We start from the raw sequence: 19644 nt of genomic DNA on the forward strand, positions 1-19644 counted from the left end.
GAATTTCTAATGCTTAATTTTACAAAAAAATAATTCATGAACGAATACCAAGAGAAAATTCTAAAAATTTGTAATGAATCCAACAAGGCCACCTTAATGGAAACCTTGAATATAGAATATATTGATGTGGGAGAGAATTATTTGGTGGCCAAAATGCCCGTAACCTCACAGGTTCATCAACCAGATGGAGTTTTACATGGAGGGGCAACGGTTGCATTGGCAGAAAGTGTAGGAAGTATGGCTTCCCATATTTTTTTGGATACCAAGGAGTTTTTTGTTCGTGGATTGGAAATTTCGGCCAATCATGTCAAGAGCATCCGGGAGGGGGACGTTTACGCTAGGGCAGAGGTGGTACATAAAGGTCGTACAACACAAATCTGGGATATTAAAGTAACTGATAAAGACGGGAACCTAATTTCAATTTGCAAACTTACCACCATTGCCTTATCAAAAAAATAGTATGTCCCTAGGTTTTTTGGATCAAATTAAAGTACAGTTCCGTAAAGGTCTGCCATTTGTTGCCTATAGGAAACCCAATGAAGGTGAAATAAAGGTAATTTTTCAAAATGACCTCGAACTACATAAGGTAACCGACTATACCGAGAGCGGCTTTGTTTTTGCACCCTTTGATGAGAGAGGGCCTGCAGTGTTAATTAGAAAGGACGAAGCTTTTGCTGAAGCCTTTGAATTTGAACCCGAATATGCCGAAAATCCAATAATTCCTGCATTGGATCAGGACTCCGATAAGGAGCTTTACCTCAAATTAACGGAACAGGCAATCAAAAGAATTGATTCGGGAAATTTAAAAAAGGTGGTATTATCCAGAAGCATAGAAGTAGAGACTACCAAGACACCTTTTGTTATGTTCAGCGATCTCCTGAACCAATATCCAAAGGCTTTTTGTTATATCTGGTTCCACCCTAAAATTGGACTGTGGTTGGGAGCCACTCCCGAAATATTTTTGGAAACGGAAAACAATACATTAAGGACTATGTCCTTGGCAGGCACCCAATTGCACAGGGTTGGTGAAACGCCGATTTGGAAAGAAAAAGAACTTGAAGAGCAGGAAATGGTGACTCAATTTATCCAAAGTGCTCTAGAGGATAAGGTTTCTTCTCTAGAGGTATCTAGGGCCACGTCTTTTAAAGCAGGTAATCTTTGGCATATAAAAACATCCGTTTCAGGGAATATGAACAATTCACGACTTGAAGAAATTATAGGAGCCTTACACCCGACTCCCGCCGTATGTGGGCTACCAAAAAAAGCAGCTAAAGAGTTTATTTTGGAAAATGAGAATTATGATCGGCAATTTTATACCGGATTTTTAGGGGAGTTAAATTTTAAGGAAGATATCAGCAGACCGTCCACAAGAAGAAATCAGGAAAACAGGGCCTATAGGACCATAAAGAACAAGACCTCATTATTTGTGAATTTAAGATGTATGCAGATATTGGGAAATACGGTCAGTGTGTATGTTGGCGGCGGTATAACCAGCAGGTCCGTCCCCGAAAAAGAATGGCAAGAGACGAAGGATAAAAGTAGTACCATGTTAAAAATAGTTTTAAAATAAACCTAAAAGCAGCGTTGAATTGGTTTTAGAAATACCTGAGTTGTAATTTTGCAATAATGAAATATTCCAATATTCCCACCGCACAGTCCCTTGTTCATCATTGCAAAACAAGGGACATTAAAAATATAATTATTTCTCCAGGATCAAGAAATGCGCCTTTGACCATTAGTTTTTCTGAGGACCCGTTTTTTAATTGTTATAGTATCGTTGACGAGCGCTGCGCTGCATTTTTTGCTCTGGGCATTGCACAACAACTAAAGCAACCTACAGTAATTTTATGTACCTCCGGCAGCGCATTGCTAAATTATTATCCCGCCATTGCGGAAGCTTTCTATAGCGATATACCAATTATTGTTATATCAGCGGATAGGCCCTCTTATAAAGTGGATATTGGGGACGGACAGACCATAAGGCAGGCAAATGTGTTTGAGAGTCATATTGGTTATTCCGCAAACCTTAAACAGGATGTTAGTCATGCTACCCATAAAGTTCGGAAATATGACCCCGATCAACTGGAGGACGATAATATTGACCATTGCCAAACTCTGGTTCAAAAGTATAATGATAACGCAATTAACGAGGCGCTAAATATAGCCTTTACCGATAATACTCCCGTACACATAAATGTTCCGTTCGAAGAGCCTTTGTATGAAACAGTGGAGGAATTCTCACTGCTGCCAAAGATTGAGTTATTGAAGGATGAAGGAGAAAATGGCCAAGAAGAATGGCAGGAATATGTTTATAGCTGGCGAAATGCTTCGCGAAAAATGGTATTGGTCGGGGTAAATCCACCTAACGAGGTTGAACAAATATATTTGGAAATATTGGCAAAAGACCCAACGGTTGTGGTAATGACCGAATGTACCTCCAATTTATTTCATCCCAACTTTTTCCCCAGTATAGACAGTATCATAGCTCCCATTGAGAAATCAGCCAACAGGGATGAATTGTTTAAAATGCTACGTCCCGAAATTGTCCTAACATTTGGGGGACTTATAGTTTCGAAAAAAATAAAAGCCTTTTTAAGGGATTATCCCCCTTTAAAGCATTGGCATGTAAATCAAAAAAAGGCGTACAACACCTTTTTTTCTCTAACAAAACATTTTAAAATAAGTCCCAATGCACTATTTAAAAATCTTTTGGCAGACACCTCGAACCAAGAAGGTAACTATTATGACTATTGGGCAAAAAGGAAAGATCATTACAAGTTAAGACGGGAACAGTACTTGCTGGAAATACCATTTTCGGACATGTGGGTATTTCATAAGGCCTTGGAAAGCATACCAAATAATTATCAACTGCAACTGTCCAATAGTTCTACTGTGAGATATGCCCAATTATTCGATTTGGAGCACTCTATCCGTGTTTTTTGTAATAGGGGTGCCAGTGGTATAGACGGCAGCACTTCAACAGCCATAGGAGCTTCTATTTATGATACAAATCCAACGCTGCTACTTACGGGCGATTTAAGTTTTCTCTATGACAGTAACGGTCTATGGAACAATTACATTAAGCCCAATTTTAGAATAATAGTAATCAATAATGGCGGCGGTGGTATTTTTAGGATATTACCGGGCATGGAGGAAACCGACAATTTCAATACCTTCTTTGAGACTACACATAATCTTAAAATCCAATCCATAGCTGACATGTATAATTTTGAATTTGAGTCCGTTTCCAATAAAATCGACTTAATTAAGGCCTTGGATAATTTTTATAAAAAGTCCGAAAAACCAAGAATTCTGGAAATAAAAACCCCAAGAATATTAAATAACAATATTTTGCTTAGTTATTTTGATTTCATATCTTAGAAGGATATTAATCTAATCATTAAGAATATTTATTATTATGAGCAAAAGAGATGAATTAATCGAAAAATATGCAGCAGACATCAAGGACAAATTTGGTGAAACTCCAAATATGGATTTATTGAAGAAAGTTACCATAGGATTAGGGCCTTCAATATATAACATGGATGCCTCTAAAGTTTCAGGATCGGATGATAAAGAATTGCAAACGGTTAAAAATAACTTCCTGATTAAAAAACTGGGTTTAAAAGATAGCCCTCAATTAATGGATGCTATTAAAAGTGTGACAGACAAATACGGCAGTTCCGTGAAGAGTAAGCACAGGGCCGTAGTTTATTACATGTTGGCGAAACACTTTAAAAAGGAGTCCGTCTATAAATAATAGCTTCTGCAGTATAATATATATGAGCCGTCTTTAAAAAGAGCGGCTTTTTTTTATGGAGATTCTTTTTAAACGTATTTTTGCCCAATGATAGCACTTGGAAAATATAACAATTTAGAAATACTTAGGGATACTACTGTAGGTCTCTTTTTGGGAGATGATGAAGGTAATGATGTATTACTCCCAAATAAGTATGTACCGGAGGAATTTGAGATCGGAGACTACCTGGATGTGTTTTGCTATCTGGACCATGAAGAGCGAATTGTGGCAACCACATTGGTGCCTTTTGTGACTGTGGATCAGTTTCAATTGCTCCAGGTTGCAGAAGTAAATGAATACGGGGCGTTTATGGACTGGGGATTGGAAAAGCATTTGTTGGTTCCTTTCAGGGAACAGCGCAATAAAATGCAAGAAGGACAATGGTACGTTGTATACTGTTATTTGGATGAAAAAACAGATAGATTGGTTGCATCCAATAAATTAGACCGGTTTTTGTCCAATGATGACCTAACGGTGAATGCATGGGACGAGGTAGACCTTGTGGTTACCAGGCTAACCGATTTGGGATGGGAAGTAATCATAAACCATAAGCACAAAGGTTTGGTTTATGCAAACGAAGTGTTCAAAAAAGTAGCCATAGGGGATAAATTAAAAGGATATATCAAGACAATTAGAGACGATAACAAGTTAGATGTTAGCCTACAACCCATAGGATATAAAAGTTTAGAGCCAGCGGCAAACCTAATTTATGACAAACTTGTTTCCAATGGTGGGGTCTTAAATTTACACGACAAATCCGACCCCGAGGATATTAAAAGAATGTTACAGATGAGCAAGAAAACTTTTAAAAAGGGAATAGGAACTCTGTACAAGGAACGTAAAATAGAAATTAAGCCAGATAGTATAAAGTTGCTGTAACCAACTTGCTTTATATAACGGACTTTAAAATAATGGTGTCCAATTATTTATGGATTTTAGTTTCAATTATTTGTCGTTTTGCAACAAAAACCATTACTTTTACAACAACCAAGTTTAAAAACCGAAATAGTCGATTTATTTTCACTAATTTTAGTACTCATCCCCTAAACAATTAAGACTATGCCATTCATAGAAGAAAGTGATTTATTGGAATTGCATAAAGACATAGACAAGGCCCAAATCATAAATGAGCGTCTATTGGATCAGATAAAATACAAGAACAAGGAATTAAAGCGCAGTAAGATACAACGGAATCTATTTGGCAGTATTACAGTGCTATTTTTGATTGGCACTCTGGCTATTTTTTCGTACAATGCAGGATTTATCAGGTCTTCCAATTATGAGAACAGAAATAACATTGGCAATAACCTGTTGGTATCCATAGATAGTTTGGAGGTCATTAAGGCAAGAATAGATAATCTTAAGGAACAGAATGAAGAACTAAGCTTGGTAAAGGAATTTTATTTGGCCAAAAAGTTTTTGGATAAAGAAAAGATATATTCCGTTCAGGTTAAGTCCTTTGTAGACAACAATATAACACTTGCTTCTGAATCTCTTAACAATACAATTTTTGTAAAAACCAATCCCTTTTATTCCTACTCATTGGGAAATTTCGAAACCTTGGAAGAGGCCAGATCTTTTAGGTTTCAATTGGTGAAAATGGGTTTTGAAGATGCTTTTGTGGCTTCTTACAAAGAAGGAAAGCGTTTAGAAATAGAAGACCCATATTAAATTGCCTAAAATTAAAGCATGGATTAGTGCTGCCCGTTTGAGGACACTCCCTCTTTCGCTGTCCGGCATAATTGTGGGTACAGCACTTGGAAGCATGTACAGTCAATTACATTGGGGTATTTTTTTATTTGCGCTATTGACCACGGTCGCTTTCCAGATTACTTCAAATTTTGCCAATGATTATGGCGATGGTGTTAAAGGCACAGACAATGAAAATAGGGTAGGACCCATGCGCGCCCTGCAAAGCGGACAATTATCCAGACACGAACTTAAAATAGGGATTATAATTTCAATTATAATATGTGTCTTTTTAACAGTAGCCCTTTTATATTTATCATTTGGCACCAAGAACCTTCTTTTTACCCTAATTTTCGGAGCACTCGGAATTCTAAGCATATGGGCGGCCATAAAATATACCGTTGGAATATCGGCCTATGGATATAAAGGCCTGGGGGATTTGTTCGTATTTCTATTTTTTGGCCTGCTGGGGGTAATGGGTTCCATGTTTCTCTATACCAAAACGCTATACACGATGGCCATTTTTCCTGCAATAACAATAGGCCTTTTGAGTACGGGGGTACTTAATCTTAACAATTTAAGGGACTATGAGTCCGATAAGACTTCCAATAAAAACACCCTGATAGTGAAGATGGGCATTAAAAACGGAAAAATATACCATGTTTTCCTAATCATAATTAGTTTTATAAGTATGTTAGCCTTTACCTTTATACATTATGAAAATTGGAAAAATACTATCCATTTGGTAGCATTTGTACCTATATTTATACATCTAAATAAAATGTGGAAACTTAAGAATACGGTTCTGTTGGATCCCGAATTGAAAAAGTTGGCATTGAGCACTTTTTTATTGTCGATTCTGTTTTATTTTAGTTTTAATAATTTTTCGTAATTTTGAGATAATAACCAATCAAATAAATACACTTTGGAACAACCAATTAGAATTCTTATTGTAGAGGACAACGTGATAATTGCAGATGATATGCAATCTATGTTGGAAGAGATTGGATACGAAATCGTAGACAATGTTATTGTTTACGAGCAGGCAGTTGAAGTCTTAAAGAACAAGGAAGTTGACCTTGTGTTGATCGATATTATCTTAGCCTCCGATAAAACCGGAATTGATTTGGGCAAGCATATTAGGGAAAACTACAACATCCCCTTTATATTTGTAACATCCAATTCCGATCGGGCCACTGTTGAAAATGCGAAGACCGTAAAGCCCAACGGCTATTTGGTCAAACCATTTGAGCAGCAGGATTTATACACCTCCATTGAAATTGCACTATCTAACTTTACTTCCGTAAAGAACAATGGAGCATCTGAAAGTCAGGAAGAGGAAGATGATAGGCTAATGTCCAACAAGGTATTAAAGGATTCCATTTTCGTTAAAAAACAACATTTGTATTATCGAATCCAATTTGGGGATATACAGTTTATTAAAGCGGATAACGTTTATTTAGAGGTAAATACCATAGATAAAAAGTTTTTGGTCCGATCTCCGCTCAAGGATTATTTGGAGAAACTACCGCAACAAAAATTCTATAGGGCACATAAATCCTATATTGTTAACGTGGATCATATTGATGCCATTAACTCCAAGGATATTTTGATTAACAATACACTTATCCCTATTTCTAAGGAATTCAAGGAATTTATAATTTCAGCAATGAATTCGTAACGCATAATTTTACTTAAGGATATAAAGGTGCTTCAAGGCACCTTTATTGTTTACTGGAACCAGCATATTCAGCAATTTAATGTTACAACTCAACTAGAAGTTACTTCTGTATTGGTGTCCGGGTATTATCCGAAAAACCCGACAGAAACGCGGGGTTGTAATACTTTCCCATTTCTACCAGCCTGCGGCTTTGGAAATACGGGTCTAAAGAGTAAAATTTAAAGTAGTTATTTTATCATACAATACCTTTTGAATTAAATTAAATGGGCTGAATATTCCATTGCCCTCAATTTGGACAAAGCTTCCGATTTTGAGTTTACATTTAACTTCAGATATATATTCTGTATATGAAAATTAACAGTACTCGGGGTAACAAATAAATTATCAGCAATTGTCTTATAGGTAGCTCCCTGACATAAATAATCAATAATCTGATTTTCCCTCTCAGAAAAAGAGGTATACGATTTTCTTTGGAACATAGAAATTATTTTCTTGGCTATATCGTTGCTTATGGTAGCACCTTCATACTTGATTGCATTCAGGGCATGGTACAAACTATTTAAACCAACAGGCTTGGAAAGATAACCATTTGCCATGTTTTTAAAGGCTTTTTTAACGATCCCAAAATCACTTTGGCCACTGATCATAATAATTTTAACTTCAGGATCTTTTTTACGAAAATGCCCAATACCTTCTATACCACAGCCATCCGGCATAGTAACTTCAGAAGCAATAATATCGGGTAATACATTATCATAATCCAACAGCGCTTCCTTTACCGAAACATATATCCCTACAAGTGAATATTCCTTATAAGTTTCAAAATAGTATTTGTAGGTTTCATGGAACGATAGGTCATTGTCTATTACAATAATTTTTAGAACGTTAGATTTCATATCTATGGGGGTTTGGGGTTTGGGGGTTTCTTAATGTTTTTATGCCAATAATAATCAAGTATTATACTTAAAATTGATAACTACTTGATCCGAGTTAAGAACTACTGTTCCAAGAGGTGGAAAAGAAATATGTTGTTGGCTGCAATGCCGTTATAATTCCTTTGTTTTCTGAATAGGTAAGTGTAGGTTTTCATGCTTTGGTGATTTGGGATGTAAATATTATTTATGCTATTTCTGTTTAACTCTATTATTGGACAATAAGGAACACACTGCTAAACTTCATATTAAGACCGTAGGTAAATCTTAAACGATATGCTATATCTTCCGATTCTTGTTTTTAAAGCTTAAAATTATGTTAATAAAATTTAAATATAGATATAAAATCTTGAACTTCCATAAAAAAACGATGTATTTTCCTACAAAATAAAATTGTAAGGGCTATTATGAATTATTGATAAAAATTAACCTCTTTCGCTGAATTATTATAATTGAAAATGTATGCAACTCAGAGCCAAATCAATAAGTCATATTATTAAAATTGGAGACCGATTAAATTCAAAATTTGTCATGGACTATTGAACATAATATACACGGTCCTACAAATACCAATGTGAGTTATTCAAAGCGGTCAATTAGCTCATCCCCGTCTTCATATAAGTTCTCGGCGGTCGCCGCGTTGTTATTGACCTTCATAATCCATTTTTCATTTAGATATTTACCATCCAAATCTGTGGTATAAGCCATTTCCGCCTCGTTCTTCTTATTGTAATCTGCCAAATACACATAATACAAACCATTCTCCTTATTGAAAAATTGCTTGGCACTAATCCCCTTGTGTTCTAGGTCGCTTATAAAGGAATCTACATTTTCTTTATTCTTATAAACGTTGGCTATCAAATAATAGCCTGTTTTTACCCCGGCAATGCCCGATTGCTGCTCCATCCTTATTGGTAATTTGGCGTAATCTTTATTCTCTTTTGGTAGTTTGGTGTAATCTTTATTGTCAGCATTATTTATGCTGTATATGGTTTTTTCCTGTATATCGGCAACAGCTGTTTCGTATTGTTCACTATTTATTTTCTGAAGGTCGGTTTTCATGTTCTGTTTTATTTCGTCTTTCAGTATTCGCACTAACATATCGAACCTCTTATCTATCTCCCGCTTATTTGCTGTCTCCAACGAGTCCTGTCTTAGTATAAGTCCGTCCAATATTAAACGATTTTCATAAGCAAGGGTATTTTGGCACGCATCATTTTTGTCAGATTTGTCGGCATTAGCAGTGTTTACAGTAAGGTTTATTATATGATCTTTGGAGTCGTCATTTTTGGCGTATTGATTTTTAAGCAACTCTTTTAAAAGCAAGTGATTTTGGTAGGCCAACGAACTTTGACATTCGCAATTGCTTGTGCTACCGGTATCATTACTAGAAGCTAATCTTAACATATCATTCCCAGAGCCCTCGTTATCAGTATATTCATCAATTACTTCTGAATATTGTTGATTATTTAATTTTATGTCTTGATCCCTTCGCTGTATTTCAGCTTTCAATTTCTTTATTTCTTTCTCATAGTTCTTTACTAGGGGGTCCGGTTTTTTCTTTTTGGTCGAGGTGGGTTTTCTATAGGTCGAATTTACAATTGGTCTCCTGGTATCCCCAAAGTCATTTTTAAAGGTGTAGGCCAAGGATAGTTCGTGGTTCCAACCTAGGCTAGCGCCGTATTTTAAAAAATTCTTTTCAAATACATATCCAAGGGTCATCTTTTTACCAAGATTAAATCCGAGCCCCATAGACAAGCCATACCTATCATCAAAGGTAGACTGCAGCCAACCATAATCTGGTAAGTCCAATAAAACCGATCCGGCTATTGAAAAATTCTCCTCCTCATCCCTGTGGACCTGTAACAAAGGCAAAATTCTACCATTGGTAAACAAGCCTCTCCTAGCGTCGAGCTCGTGCGTATATTGGAGCGAGGCTTTTAGGGTTTTGTCGCTAAAATCGGTGATAACACTGTTGGTCGTTTGATTATAGCTGATAAGATCTTGTGCATACAGACCAAAATCCACCTGACCAATGGAGAGCACCGCTCCGGGCTGAAGGGCCAACCTGGTCTCTTTTCTGGCATCCAATATTTCCGGATCGTTTTCCGAAGCTATAATCCTGTTTTTATCTATTCCTGCGTTTAGATAGGTGATATTGGTTCCGAAACTTAAATTACTATTCCGACCCAATTGTACAGAAGTGGCATAATTAGCGTTTATTCCAAATTCCTGCATAACACCTGCCCGATTGGTATAGATACCTATTCCCATGGCGGTATTATCGTTCAATTTGTTGCCAAATCCCAGAAAATAGTTTTGATTATTGTCGTTAAAGGTGGCGTATTGATTTTGGTGTAGAATATTTACATAGGATTTGTTTTCCCTCACCAGTGAAAAAGCGGGATGGATTAAAAACCTATTGTAGACCAATTGGTTGTGATAGGAGGTAGAAGAGTTGAAATCAGAATTGGTTTCTTGACAAAACACAGCATCATTGCAGAGTACAATGCAAAACAATGTTAGGAGTAATACCTTCTTAAAAATGGCACCTCTGCAGTTCATCCAAGGGGAAAAATTATTGTTATTCCGATTATAAATTGTTACTTATAATCATATAGTGCGTGTCTCTCGCTTAACTTGGATCATTCATCTTAAAAGGACCGCAAACCTGGTCGGGGCTTTAGAAAAATTTTGTTGAAATGGTCCAAAAAAATATAGAGGACCAAATTATAAATATGTAAGTAAATTCTTACTATGAATTTATCATAGTATTACGCCGGTGCATTTTATCCGATGTATAATAATTGATGAAAGCCTTACTCCTCAAAAACAGTATTTGTGTAATTAATTTGCGCCTTGTCATCAATACTTTCCATAATATTGAATTGCTTTTTCTCCAATAACCTGTCCCTTTTCTCTTTGGAATAAGTGAACGCTACCATTTGAGGATTACTTTTACTTTCACCTCTATTGGACATAACATACCCCATTCCGTTTTTACCTGTTAGTAAAATTGAAAAGTCATCTTCAACACTATTTATGTCGGTTCCAAGGTTAACGGAAGTCCCCACTTTCCTTTGATCAACCTGAACCATGTATACGTCTAGTCCTCCTAAACCTTTTCTACCTTCCGAAGCAAAGACCAGAGAAGTACCCCCTATTATTTTTGGATAAAGATCGTTATCGTCAGTGTTCACTTTTTCACCTAAATTTTTTGCTATACTAAAAGAACCGTCGTTTTGAATGTCTGCTACATAGATATCATATTTCCCAAACGTACCGGGCATATTGGAGGCAAAGAACAATCTTTTTCCGTCCGGTGAAACGGTAGGATGAATAGCAGAATAATACTTGGGCGCCAATGCAACTTCTTTTATGTTCTGCCATTCCCCGTTTACTTTATTGGCTTTGAATATTCTGTGTACCAATTCCTTTTTTGATAGGACCCCATACAAAGGTTTGGTATATACGGCCTTACTAAAAAAGGCAGTGCTACCATCTTCGGTGATCGCAATTGGCGCATTATAGGCAAATTTAAACTTTTCCTTATCCTCAATGTCAGATACCAACTCATTTTCCAAACCCAGATCCTCCAGAGTCAATTCCTTGGATACCACCTGCTCTTGCGGTTGTTGAAAATTGAAATCCTTATATTTATTCACTTTTTTAGGATGATTGTTTTTTTCTCCTGGGGTACCGTTTATTTGATAGTCCCCTTTAATTTGGGCCAACCAATCCTTATCGATGGAAGTACTTTCCACCACCGTAGATCTAATTTTTTTTAGTGCGAAAAGATACCGCTCATAATAACTTGCCTTTGCCGAAGAACTGGAGTTTATATCAATTAACTTTTTATACCAAAATATAGCTTCCTCATAATTTTCGACCAAAAAGTTGGCGTTGCCAAGGTCCTCGAATATTTCGTTTTCCTTATAACCTAGTTTTAGAAGTTGTTGATACTTGTCAGCTCTTTTGCTGTTTTGGTAATCATTGGACTTGCTGTTGGTGGTAACAGTGGATTCTTGGGCGGACAAAGAACAGAAGAATAACGTAATAATGCAGCCGAGTATCCCTTTAAAGCTATTGGATAGGTTCATATTATTAGATATTGGGGTGTTAAACTAGACAAAGGTCTATTAATTTGTAGGAATAATTATTAGTAAAATTTCATAGGTTTTTGTTTTTATTTAAATCTTTCTTCATCCAATTTGGATTTACTGGGGTAGGTGGTAGGCTTTATCCTATTAAGGTTGTATAAAAAAATGACCCCAATAAAATCGAGGCCATTTAAAAAATTAATGATCAATTGCTTATACATTTATGTGCCATAAGCCATGGCTACAATTCCAACTATAGCCGAATAACTCCTCCTTTAAGGGAATATAGAATTGCGAGAACGTCTTTTTTTTCTTCATCTCCATATTTGTTTTTGTCCATGGCTTCCAGAATGTCGTCCATAACGGCCAAATACTCCTGCTCTGAAATATTCATTCCCTTATGAGTTGTAACCATATCCCTTCCCTTATACTCCTGGGGGCCACCTGCACCGGCACAAAAGAAGTGTACCGTATGATGCTTTATAAGCTTGAGTCGGTCCGGTTGGTCCATATACGGTACAAACCGTGGACTAACGGTCGGATTACTCATGTGTAGATCAACCACGTCATCCACTAGTTTTGTAATCCCTTTTAATTCTCCCAATCTGTTGTAAAGTGTCCTTGCCATAATGTTTTATTTTGATGATTAAAGTAATTACATCAAGTTTAGGCTCTTTTCTGAAAAGGCAATTGTTCAATTCATTCAAAAAAGTAGATTTTTAGTTCATTTATTACCTAAAAGACCCATTTTAAAAAGGTAAAGCTGAATAAGACAAATTTTCAGAAAAGAAAGGGTCTGTGGGGATTAATTCCAGCACAAACCCTTCTTACTTATTATTTCCATGGCTATTTCCCAATTGCTAAGATGTGGCCACACCTAAAGTATAGAGCTGTTCCAAATTGGGAGATTCACTACCGCCTGCAGGTTCCAAAGTAATTCCGAATGCCTCTGACTCGTTGGGGTTGGCCAAGGCAAACACCTTATTGTCATCATCAACAAAATCCTCCAACAGCCCCATGCTGGTTGGTGTCAACGGATTTAATTTCAGGGACCATACTTGGTAAACAAATCCATTTGGAGGATCGGGTAGGCCTTGCGCATCTATATACACCTTCTTTTCCTCCTTGTTCCAATAAGCTTTAGCGTAAGAGGTAGGGGAGACGGTCTGTCCTCCCAGTGCTACTACCGTTATATTCTTGTCACGAATGGTATTCAATAAATCTTCGGTTTTGGCCAAAGAATTTTCGGAATCGGCAATCTGCTGTTCCATAACATCATTCTCCCTTGAAACTACTTCTAGATCTAATTTCAATTGATCGTTCTGTTGATAGAGCCATATTGAACCTCCCAAAAATAATAAGGATGCGGCCCAGCCCAAATAGGCCGTCCAACTTACCTTATTCCTAATCGGCTCAGTTTTGACAATACCCGCCTTGGCCATTCTATTCTGGATATCACTAAATCCTTTTGTTCCAGGGGAAACGGACTTGGTCAATGACAAAACGGAAGCTTCAATGTCCTCAATTTCCTTTTTTATCTCAGGGTACTTCTCCGCATTTAGATACACCTCCAAATTTTCTAATTCGGAAAGGGTACCTGCAACATAAAGTTCCAATATACCTGATGTTATGTATTCCTTTGTATCCATATTATAATGCCATATTCGTCCTTATTTGGGAAATACAACTTCTATTTCTTGTCTTTACCGTTCCCAATGGAATGTCCAATTCTTTTGATACTTCTTTCTGTGTAAGCCCTTTAAAATAAAGTAACTCTATGATCTCGATACACTTGTCCTTTAAATTTACCATTAGTTTTTTTAACCCAATGATATCTTCCTTGCCATCTTCACTATCCGTCATACTTTCCAAAATACCTACGAAGTAATCAGCGGAAAAGTTCTTTTTACTATTTTTATGCGCCTTACTACGTAATTCATCGATAGCCGCATTCCTCGCAATATTTAATATCCAGGTAAAGAACCGCCCTTTGGAGGCATTGTAGCTCTCGGCATTGTTCCATGCCTTCATAAAAACATCCTGACAAATCTCTTCGGCAACATTGTTATTCTTTACAATAGTATTTATTACCCCACATATATTTTCGGAATACATATTGTAAAGCTTTTGAAAAGCACCAGCATCCTTTTTTTGAAATTGTTCTACAATTATTTCTAATTCCATTCAAGAATTTTTTTAAAGATAAAAAAAGCTGCCCAAAAAGCAGCTTAATAATTTTTTCCAAATTGATCACTATTCTATAATTCCGGCACAACTTATCCTGCCTCCCGCATCCCCAGTAGGTTGGGTAACAAAATCATCTTCCCCTTCATGTACTATTATTCCTTTTCCGATTAGATTTTTGGTCTCGTCCCCACATCCTATGCACCATTCATCAGTAGAGAACTCCACAGTTGCATTTCCTTCCGCATCTGCTGTGAAATTTCCAATATCTCCCCTGTGATAGCCTTCTGTGGAACCCCATTCACCATGAGGGGCAAATGTCGGATTCCAATGTCCACCGGTAGATTTTCCATCGGCCGAAGAACAGTCTGCTTTTTCATGGATATGAATCGCGTGCTCCCCGGGGGTCAGTCCGGATAAGTTGGCATTCATACTTACCGTTCCGTTTTCTTCGGTAAAGCTTACCTCGCCTTTAACATTACTATCACTTTTAGGTTCCAATGAGAACTTAAGGGTCTTAACCATGACTTCCTCTTTTATTTCCTCGGTCATTGCTTCAACATTTTCCATGGTGTCTTTGGTTTCCTTCTTTGCCTCCTTACAACTGTAGGAACCGAGGAAAAGTAATACCAATGTCAATAATATTATATTTTTCATCTTTCTTTTTTTTAGGTTCTCCTAAAAATACCAATTTTGGGAAAAGATGTCAAGCCAAGAAGGGATACGCGTTATTTTATAACTTAATTGAGTCAAAAATTGATCTACATATATTAATAATCCCCGTATTTGTACAAAACAAATACGGGGATTATCTATAAAACCTTTTTTATCTCAAAGGAAGAGAATTTAGACAATGCCCCTTCCTGAATAGTAAAGAATTATTTTTCTTGCAAAAGGACATCGGCATGAACGGCAACCTCGCTCCAAGTCTTACTAACACCGTCCTTGCCCGTATGCAATACTTCACAGGCTTTGTTTATGGATGCCACTGCATTTAAGGCATCCCAATTCTCCAAATTCATTACACCGCTAAAGGAATAGCTGTTATCTCCGGACATTTCATGATCTAGTGGAATATTGGCAGTTTTTCCGTTTAGTGTAACGTCAATAGAACAATTATCCTCCCCTGATACTTTAAATACCCCTGAAATAAGTTCTGTATTATCCATAACACCGAAAAAGAATTCCAAAATCTTGGGATCTCTGGTACCGGTAGCATCATTCGTAAACAGACTGCTCACGGGAATGTTAAAAGTGGTACCGTTCAGGGCCTCCATAGCTGTACTGCCTTCCGTGGTATTTGTAATATTAATTTTGGTAAACTTCCCACCAACAGGTAATTTATCTGTGGTCTTATAGGCCGTAAAACTTACTTTGGTAGAATCTTTGACCAGGCTAAATTTTTCAGAAGAGGCTGCCTCCAATTCTACGGCACCACCATCTTGCCCTTTTTTGGCATCCTTACAGCTTATTCCAGTAATTAAAAGTAAACTTAAGCATGCAAAAGCGATTTTTTTCATGATATTTTATTTGAAATATTAGCGATAAAGTTAAGCATAAAAAATGTTGTCGAACAATTCTTTAAAATGAATTAATCATATTTTAATAAAGCTCTACTATCTGGGAGGGTGCATTAGCAATTCTAATTGTTCAATAAAGTAGTGGTGATTTTTATTTCGCTTTTCAACGTTCTGTGGACCGGGCATTTATCCGCAATTTCCATGATTCGAGTTATTTGCTTATCGTCCAAGCTGCCCGTAAGTTTGATGGCCCTCTGAAATGTATCTATTTTTGCCTCGCTCGAATCACAGTTATGACAATCGTCAGCATGTAATTTTTGATAGGAGGTATGCACTTCCACATTTTCTAAAGGCCATTTCTTTCTTTTGGCATACATCTGTATGGTCATTACCGTACAGGCGGACAGGCCGGCCGATACCAATTCGTAAGGTGAGGGACCAAAATTATTGCCTCCATAGGAAACAGGCTCATCCGCGGTGATATAATGACTACCCACTTTCATTTGTGTCGTAAATCCATCAGTACTATCCAAACTGGCTACCACTTCTTTTTCCGTTTCCAAGGCTATGGCCCCGGGCATCTCCAAATACCTTTTAGACCATTTTCCAATTATTTCTCCGGCATAGGAAGCGTCATTGGGGTTGCTTAACAAATGGTCTGCTCCGTCAAGGGAAACAAAGCTTTTTGGATGGTGTACGGCAATGTAAATCTCCTCAGCATTTTTTATTTCCACAACATTGTCCTGAGGAGAGTGAAGAATCAAAATAGATTTTCGGATATTCTTTAAAGTTTCCTGAAAGGAATGCGATTTTAAATCTTCCAAGAACTGCTTTTTTATGGTAAAGCTTCTTCCTCCAATATTTACCTCGGCAGTTCCTTTATCATTAATGGATTCGATATCATTTTTGAAAATATGTTTCACATGTACAGGATTGGACGGCGCTCCTATAGTTACAACGGCCCTTATGGAGGATATTTTTTGCGCGGCAAGAATAGCTGCGGCCCCTCCCAAGGAATGGCCAATGATCAATGTTGGTGAAGTGTAATGCTCTTCTAAATATTTGGCCGCTTCCAATAAATCCTCCACATTTCCAGAGAAATTGGAATCCGAAAATTCCCCTTCACTTTCACCAAGACCAGTGAAATCGAATCGCAAAACCCCAAAGCCTTCAGCAGTTAGGGCCCTACTAATATTCCTAATAGCGGTAAAGTTTTTATTACAGGTAAAACAATGCGCAAAAAGCACAAAATTATGTGGGTGTTGGTTTGCAGGAAGGGATAAACGCCCTACCAAGGTTTCTCCGCCCACATTTTTAAAACTTACTTTTTGATGGTTCATAATACTATTTTTTCTTGAGTACACCCCTTAAGTCGGGATTATAGGTAACACCTATCTGAAGTCGGTCATAATTTAAGTCAGAAAATTGATTTTTTAAGTACCCCAATTGTATACTAGTATTATCGGTCACGTTAATTCCTATTGCTGCATAAAGGCGATTTTGACCAAAAAAATCATCTTGTAGGTTGATAAAGATTTCATCGTAAAAATTAAGGAAAAAGGTATTGGTCAAAGGTAGGGTGAGCTGTAGGCGATAACGTATCCTATGCTGAATATCCTTAAGAATACCGAAATCCATAAATCTTTGTTCCAAGGTATATCTGTGTTCAAAGTTAAATTCCCACACCTTATTTTTCAGAAAAAACCGTTCAAAAATGCGGTGCTCATAAAGATGTGTTTCATTGGAAAACTCTCTAAAAGTTGAATCGGTTATAATATAGCCATATCCTAAAGTAGTCCAAGTATTGGCATCAATATGATAGTTTAAACCCGTTCTCAAAAGCAATTGATTAAAATTTTTGGCCTGTTCATAATAACGGAGTTGTGCTTCTGTGTGGATACTTAATTTGTCGCTAATCTTGTTAGTACCGAAATACATATGCCAAGATCCCAACTTGTTTTCCCCATTTACCTGTGCCTTTAACGTGAACGCTGAAATTAGCATCAGCAAGCCTAAAATTTTTCTCATATTGTTTACTCGTTTCTTTCTTCTGTGTTTATATCTATTAATTATCTTTTTATCTAATCTATGTTACTATCGGCCCAAAAATACATTTTCTACGGAAATTCCTGTTTTTTGGGAAATCCAGTAAATTGCATCCCATTTAGTCCTGATTCCAGACTCGATGCAGGTATCTTAAATCATGAATCAATTTTCAATATCGAAATAATGGTATTTTAAAGGAATAAGGCATATCAATTGTTTTTTGCATTATTGGCTATTTGCTCCAACTTCTCCGCTATGGATTCCTTGGACAACCATTTTCCCCTTACCATGACACCTGAAATATCTTTTAGCGCCGAAATATCCAATAAGGGATTGGAATTTAATAATACCAAATCTGCATCCAAACCTTCCTTTACACTTCCAAAGATATCTTCCATCCCGAAGAAAATGGCCGGGTTAATGGTGCCGGATTGTAAAATCTCCAAAGAAGTGAGTCCAGCCTCTATCATCCCTTCAACCTCATGATGAATGGAAAAGCCGGGAACGTTGAACAATTGGGGCGCATCTGAACCCAATAACATACCATGTCCATTCTCTTGTAGCTTTCGGATCAACTGTCTTCTTACAGCTGTAAACTTAGTCCATTGCTCTTCGTTAAAACCGGTTTCAGGTTTTGTGGATGCATCCTTTCTTCTCTTCCAATCCTCCAAAGTGGAAACGGGCATGTACTTCATTTCCGGTTGCTTCAACAATTCGTCAGAACTGACTGGGGCAAACCACCTCTCAAATAAACTCTGTGTGGGTACCACCCAAACCTGATTCTTCTTGGACAGCGTCACCAATTCATCAATTTTGGAAGTATCGGCAAGAGAGGTAAAGGAGTAACCGAAAAACCCATTGGCAGAAGGATCAACGCCTTCTGATTCAGGTACAAGTCCTTCCAAATAGCCATCTACATGGTCTATGGAAGCATATTTACTTTCCAGGGCGTGGCGTATACCAACCATTACGGGCACATGGCCGGCAAAAGGAATGTTGAGTTCATTGGCCGTTTCCACCATTTGATCAAAAACCTCCAACTGCATACCCGGGTGTATTTTAAGAAAATCGTATCCCTCGTTCTTATAAGCGGTAACTTTCTCTACAGCCTCTTCCTTAGTGGTAACGGAATTGCCATTAAAAGAAGGACTGGACGTAAAAATCCGGGGACTCAAAACTTCCCCTTTTAATGCCTTTTCCCTTAAATCCAGATGGGTAGGGTGACCCAACATTCCCCTAATGGTGGTAATGCCATTGGAAAGGTAGAGATATAAAGTTTCCTCTATACGGGTGTTGCTGGTAGGGGGCTGTGGAATGTGCGCGTGCATTTCTGCCAGTCCGGGAATAAGGTATTTATCCCTAGCTTCAATTTTATTAGGATAATCCTCAGCGTTCTCTAACGATTCGACTATTTTCTTGATTTTTCCGGAGTCTATTACTACCTGCCTATTCTGCAGGATATCACCGTTGCTAACATCAACAATATTGACATCTGTTATCAATATGGCTGTTGGGCTAATACTTTCCTTTTTTTGGGAACAGGAAAGAAAAGTTACAAAACAAATGAGTAAACTAATTTTTTTCATGTGGATATAGGTTTAAAGTTAATACGTATTGCCGTTATTGGTGGCAGGGGGAATTAACCAATCTGGACAAGTTGTTTTGTCCAGAATTAATTATTTAACCTAGTCTG

General features: G+C 37.2%; 19 protein-coding genes. 8 read left to right on the forward strand and 11 right to left on the reverse strand.

Annotated elements, in window-relative coordinates; translation table 11 throughout:
- Positions 1-36 precede the first annotated feature (36 nt).
- From LV92_RS09175 to LV92_RS09210, 8 genes are all read left to right on the forward strand, one after another.
- Complete coding sequence (locus LV92_RS09175; protein ID WP_111623344.1) at positions 37-459, forward strand: PaaI family thioesterase; 423 nt, start codon at positions 37-39, stop codon at positions 457-459.
- A 1-nt stretch (position 460) separates the two neighbouring features.
- Positions 461-1570, forward strand: coding sequence for a chorismate-binding protein (locus LV92_RS09180; RefSeq protein ID WP_111623345.1), 1110 nt, complete (start codon positions 461-463; stop codon positions 1568-1570).
- A 56-nt stretch (positions 1571-1626) separates the two neighbouring features.
- On the forward strand, positions 1627-3381 hold the full coding sequence (menD, locus tag LV92_RS09185; protein WP_111623346.1) for a 2-succinyl-5-enolpyruvyl-6-hydroxy-3-cyclohexene-1-carboxylic-acid synthase: 1755 nt from the start codon (positions 1627-1629) through the stop codon (positions 3379-3381).
- A 37-nt stretch (positions 3382-3418) separates the two neighbouring features.
- Positions 3419-3760, forward strand: a complete 342-nt coding sequence (locus LV92_RS09190; RefSeq protein WP_072861289.1) for a DUF2853 family protein — start codon at positions 3419-3421, stop codon at positions 3758-3760.
- An 87-nt stretch (positions 3761-3847) separates the two neighbouring features.
- Positions 3848-4678 carry a CvfB family protein gene (locus LV92_RS09195; protein ID WP_111623347.1) on the forward strand — a complete coding sequence of 277 codons (831 nt, stop codon included), beginning with the start codon at positions 3848-3850 and terminating at the stop codon, positions 4676-4678.
- Positions 4679-4858: 180 nt separating this feature from the next.
- Positions 4859-5470 carry an SPOR domain-containing protein gene (locus LV92_RS09200; protein ID WP_111623348.1) on the forward strand — a complete coding sequence of 204 codons (612 nt, stop codon included), beginning with the start codon at positions 4859-4861 and terminating at the stop codon, positions 5468-5470.
- A 1-nt stretch (position 5471) separates the two neighbouring features.
- Positions 5472-6380, forward strand: a complete 909-nt coding sequence (gene menA / locus LV92_RS09205; RefSeq protein ID WP_111623349.1) for a 1,4-dihydroxy-2-naphthoate octaprenyltransferase — start codon at positions 5472-5474, stop codon at positions 6378-6380.
- A 33-nt stretch (positions 6381-6413) separates the two neighbouring features.
- Positions 6414-7169: a LytR/AlgR family response regulator transcription factor gene (locus tag LV92_RS09210; protein WP_111623350.1), complete on the forward strand. Its 756-nt coding sequence runs from the start codon at positions 6414-6416 to the stop codon at positions 7167-7169.
- 254 nt (positions 7170-7423) lie between these two features.
- Here LV92_RS09210 and LV92_RS09215 read toward each other — a convergent pair whose 3' ends face one another.
- The 11 genes from LV92_RS09215 to LV92_RS09265 all read right to left on the reverse strand — a co-directional run bounded on the left by LV92_RS09215 (position 7424) and on the right by LV92_RS09265 (position 19537).
- Complete coding sequence (locus LV92_RS09215; RefSeq protein ID WP_111623351.1) at positions 7424-8065, reverse strand: response regulator transcription factor; 642 nt, start codon at positions 8063-8065, stop codon at positions 7424-7426.
- Positions 8066-8680: 615 nt separating this feature from the next.
- Positions 8681-10666, reverse strand: a complete 1986-nt coding sequence (locus LV92_RS09220; protein ID WP_111623352.1) for a PorP/SprF family type IX secretion system membrane protein — start codon at positions 10664-10666, stop codon at positions 8681-8683.
- 254 nt (positions 10667-10920) lie between these two features.
- The gene (locus LV92_RS09225; RefSeq protein WP_111623353.1) at positions 10921-12201 is read right to left on the reverse strand and encodes a TolB-like translocation protein; all 1281 of its coding nucleotides are present in this window, start codon (positions 12199-12201) and stop codon (positions 10921-10923) included.
- Positions 12202-12454: 253 nt separating this feature from the next.
- Positions 12455-12829, reverse strand: coding sequence for a group I truncated hemoglobin (locus LV92_RS09230; protein WP_111623354.1), 375 nt, complete (start codon positions 12827-12829; stop codon positions 12455-12457).
- Positions 12830-13061: 232 nt separating this feature from the next.
- Entirely contained in the window at positions 13062-13850 is a 789-nt protein-coding gene (locus tag LV92_RS09235) for an anti-sigma factor (protein ID WP_111623355.1), read from the reverse strand.
- Between the two features lies 1 nt (position 13851).
- A complete protein-coding gene (locus tag LV92_RS09240; protein ID WP_111623356.1) occupies positions 13852-14385 on the reverse strand; it encodes an RNA polymerase sigma factor in 534 nt (177 codons plus the stop codon).
- A 69-nt stretch (positions 14386-14454) separates the two neighbouring features.
- Positions 14455-15042, reverse strand: coding sequence for a superoxide dismutase family protein (locus LV92_RS09245; RefSeq protein ID WP_111623357.1), 588 nt, complete (start codon positions 15040-15042; stop codon positions 14455-14457).
- A 221-nt stretch (positions 15043-15263) separates the two neighbouring features.
- Positions 15264-15905 carry a YceI family protein gene (locus LV92_RS09250; RefSeq protein WP_111623358.1) on the reverse strand — a complete coding sequence of 214 codons (642 nt, stop codon included), beginning with the start codon at positions 15903-15905 and terminating at the stop codon, positions 15264-15266.
- Positions 15906-16027: 122 nt separating this feature from the next.
- Positions 16028-17245: a bifunctional alpha/beta hydrolase/OsmC family protein gene (locus LV92_RS09255; protein WP_111623359.1), complete on the reverse strand. Its 1218-nt coding sequence runs from the start codon at positions 17243-17245 to the stop codon at positions 16028-16030.
- Positions 17246-17249: 4 nt separating this feature from the next.
- The gene (locus tag LV92_RS09260) at positions 17250-17933 is read right to left on the reverse strand and encodes a DUF2490 domain-containing protein (protein ID WP_111623360.1); all 684 of its coding nucleotides are present in this window, start codon (positions 17931-17933) and stop codon (positions 17250-17252) included.
- A 227-nt stretch (positions 17934-18160) separates the two neighbouring features.
- Complete coding sequence (locus LV92_RS09265) at positions 18161-19537, reverse strand: amidohydrolase family protein (protein WP_111623361.1); 1377 nt, start codon at positions 19535-19537, stop codon at positions 18161-18163.
- Positions 19538-19644: the final 107 nt, after the last annotated feature.

It is taken from the genome of Arenibacter echinorum, assembly GCF_003259375.1.
Taxonomy (GTDB): domain Bacteria; phylum Bacteroidota; class Bacteroidia; order Flavobacteriales; family Flavobacteriaceae; genus Arenibacter; species Arenibacter echinorum.

Bases quoted from the DNA above. Each gene is read 5' to 3' on its own strand.
- LV92_RS09230 (WP_111623354.1), bottom strand. From the start codon at position 12,829: ATGGCAAGGACACTTTACAACAGATTGGGAGAATTAAAAGGGATTACA.
- LV92_RS09190 (WP_072861289.1), top strand. From the start codon at position 3,419: ATGAGCAAAAGAGATGAATTAATCGAAAAATATGCAGCAGACATCAAG.
- LV92_RS09200 (WP_111623348.1), top strand. From the start codon at position 4,859: ATGCCATTCATAGAAGAAAGTGATTTATTGGAATTGCATAAAGACATA.
- LV92_RS09240 (WP_111623356.1), bottom strand. From the start codon at position 14,385: ATGGAATTAGAAATAATTGTAGAACAATTTCAAAAAAAGGATGCTGGT.
- LV92_RS09255 (WP_111623359.1), bottom strand. From the start codon at position 17,245: ATGAACCATCAAAAAGTAAGTTTTAAAAATGTGGGCGGAGAAACCTTG.
- LV92_RS09250 (WP_111623358.1), bottom strand. From the start codon at position 15,905: ATGAAAAAAATCGCTTTTGCATGCTTAAGTTTACTTTTAATTACTGGA.
- LV92_RS09235 (WP_111623355.1), bottom strand. From the start codon at position 13,850: ATGGATACAAAGGAATACATAACATCAGGTATATTGGAACTTTATGTT.
- LV92_RS09220 (WP_111623352.1), bottom strand. From the start codon at position 10,666: ATGAACTGCAGAGGTGCCATTTTTAAGAAGGTATTACTCCTAACATTG.
- LV92_RS09215 (WP_111623351.1), bottom strand. From the start codon at position 8,065: ATGAAATCTAACGTTCTAAAAATTATTGTAATAGACAATGACCTATCG.
- LV92_RS09245 (WP_111623357.1), bottom strand. From the start codon at position 15,042: ATGAAAAATATAATATTATTGACATTGGTATTACTTTTCCTCGGTTCC.
- LV92_RS09225 (WP_111623353.1), bottom strand. From the start codon at position 12,201: ATGAACCTATCCAATAGCTTTAAAGGGATACTCGGCTGCATTATTACG.
- LV92_RS09180 (WP_111623345.1), top strand. From the start codon at position 461: ATGTCCCTAGGTTTTTTGGATCAAATTAAAGTACAGTTCCGTAAAGGT.
- menD (WP_111623346.1), top strand. From the start codon at position 1,627: ATGAAATATTCCAATATTCCCACCGCACAGTCCCTTGTTCATCATTGC.
- LV92_RS09175 (WP_111623344.1), top strand. From the start codon at position 37: ATGAACGAATACCAAGAGAAAATTCTAAAAATTTGTAATGAATCCAAC.
- LV92_RS09260 (WP_111623360.1), bottom strand. From the start codon at position 17,933: ATGAGAAAAATTTTAGGCTTGCTGATGCTAATTTCAGCGTTCACGTTA.
- LV92_RS09195 (WP_111623347.1), top strand. From the start codon at position 3,848: ATGATAGCACTTGGAAAATATAACAATTTAGAAATACTTAGGGATACT.
- LV92_RS09265 (WP_111623361.1), bottom strand. From the start codon at position 19,537: ATGAAAAAAATTAGTTTACTCATTTGTTTTGTAACTTTTCTTTCCTGT.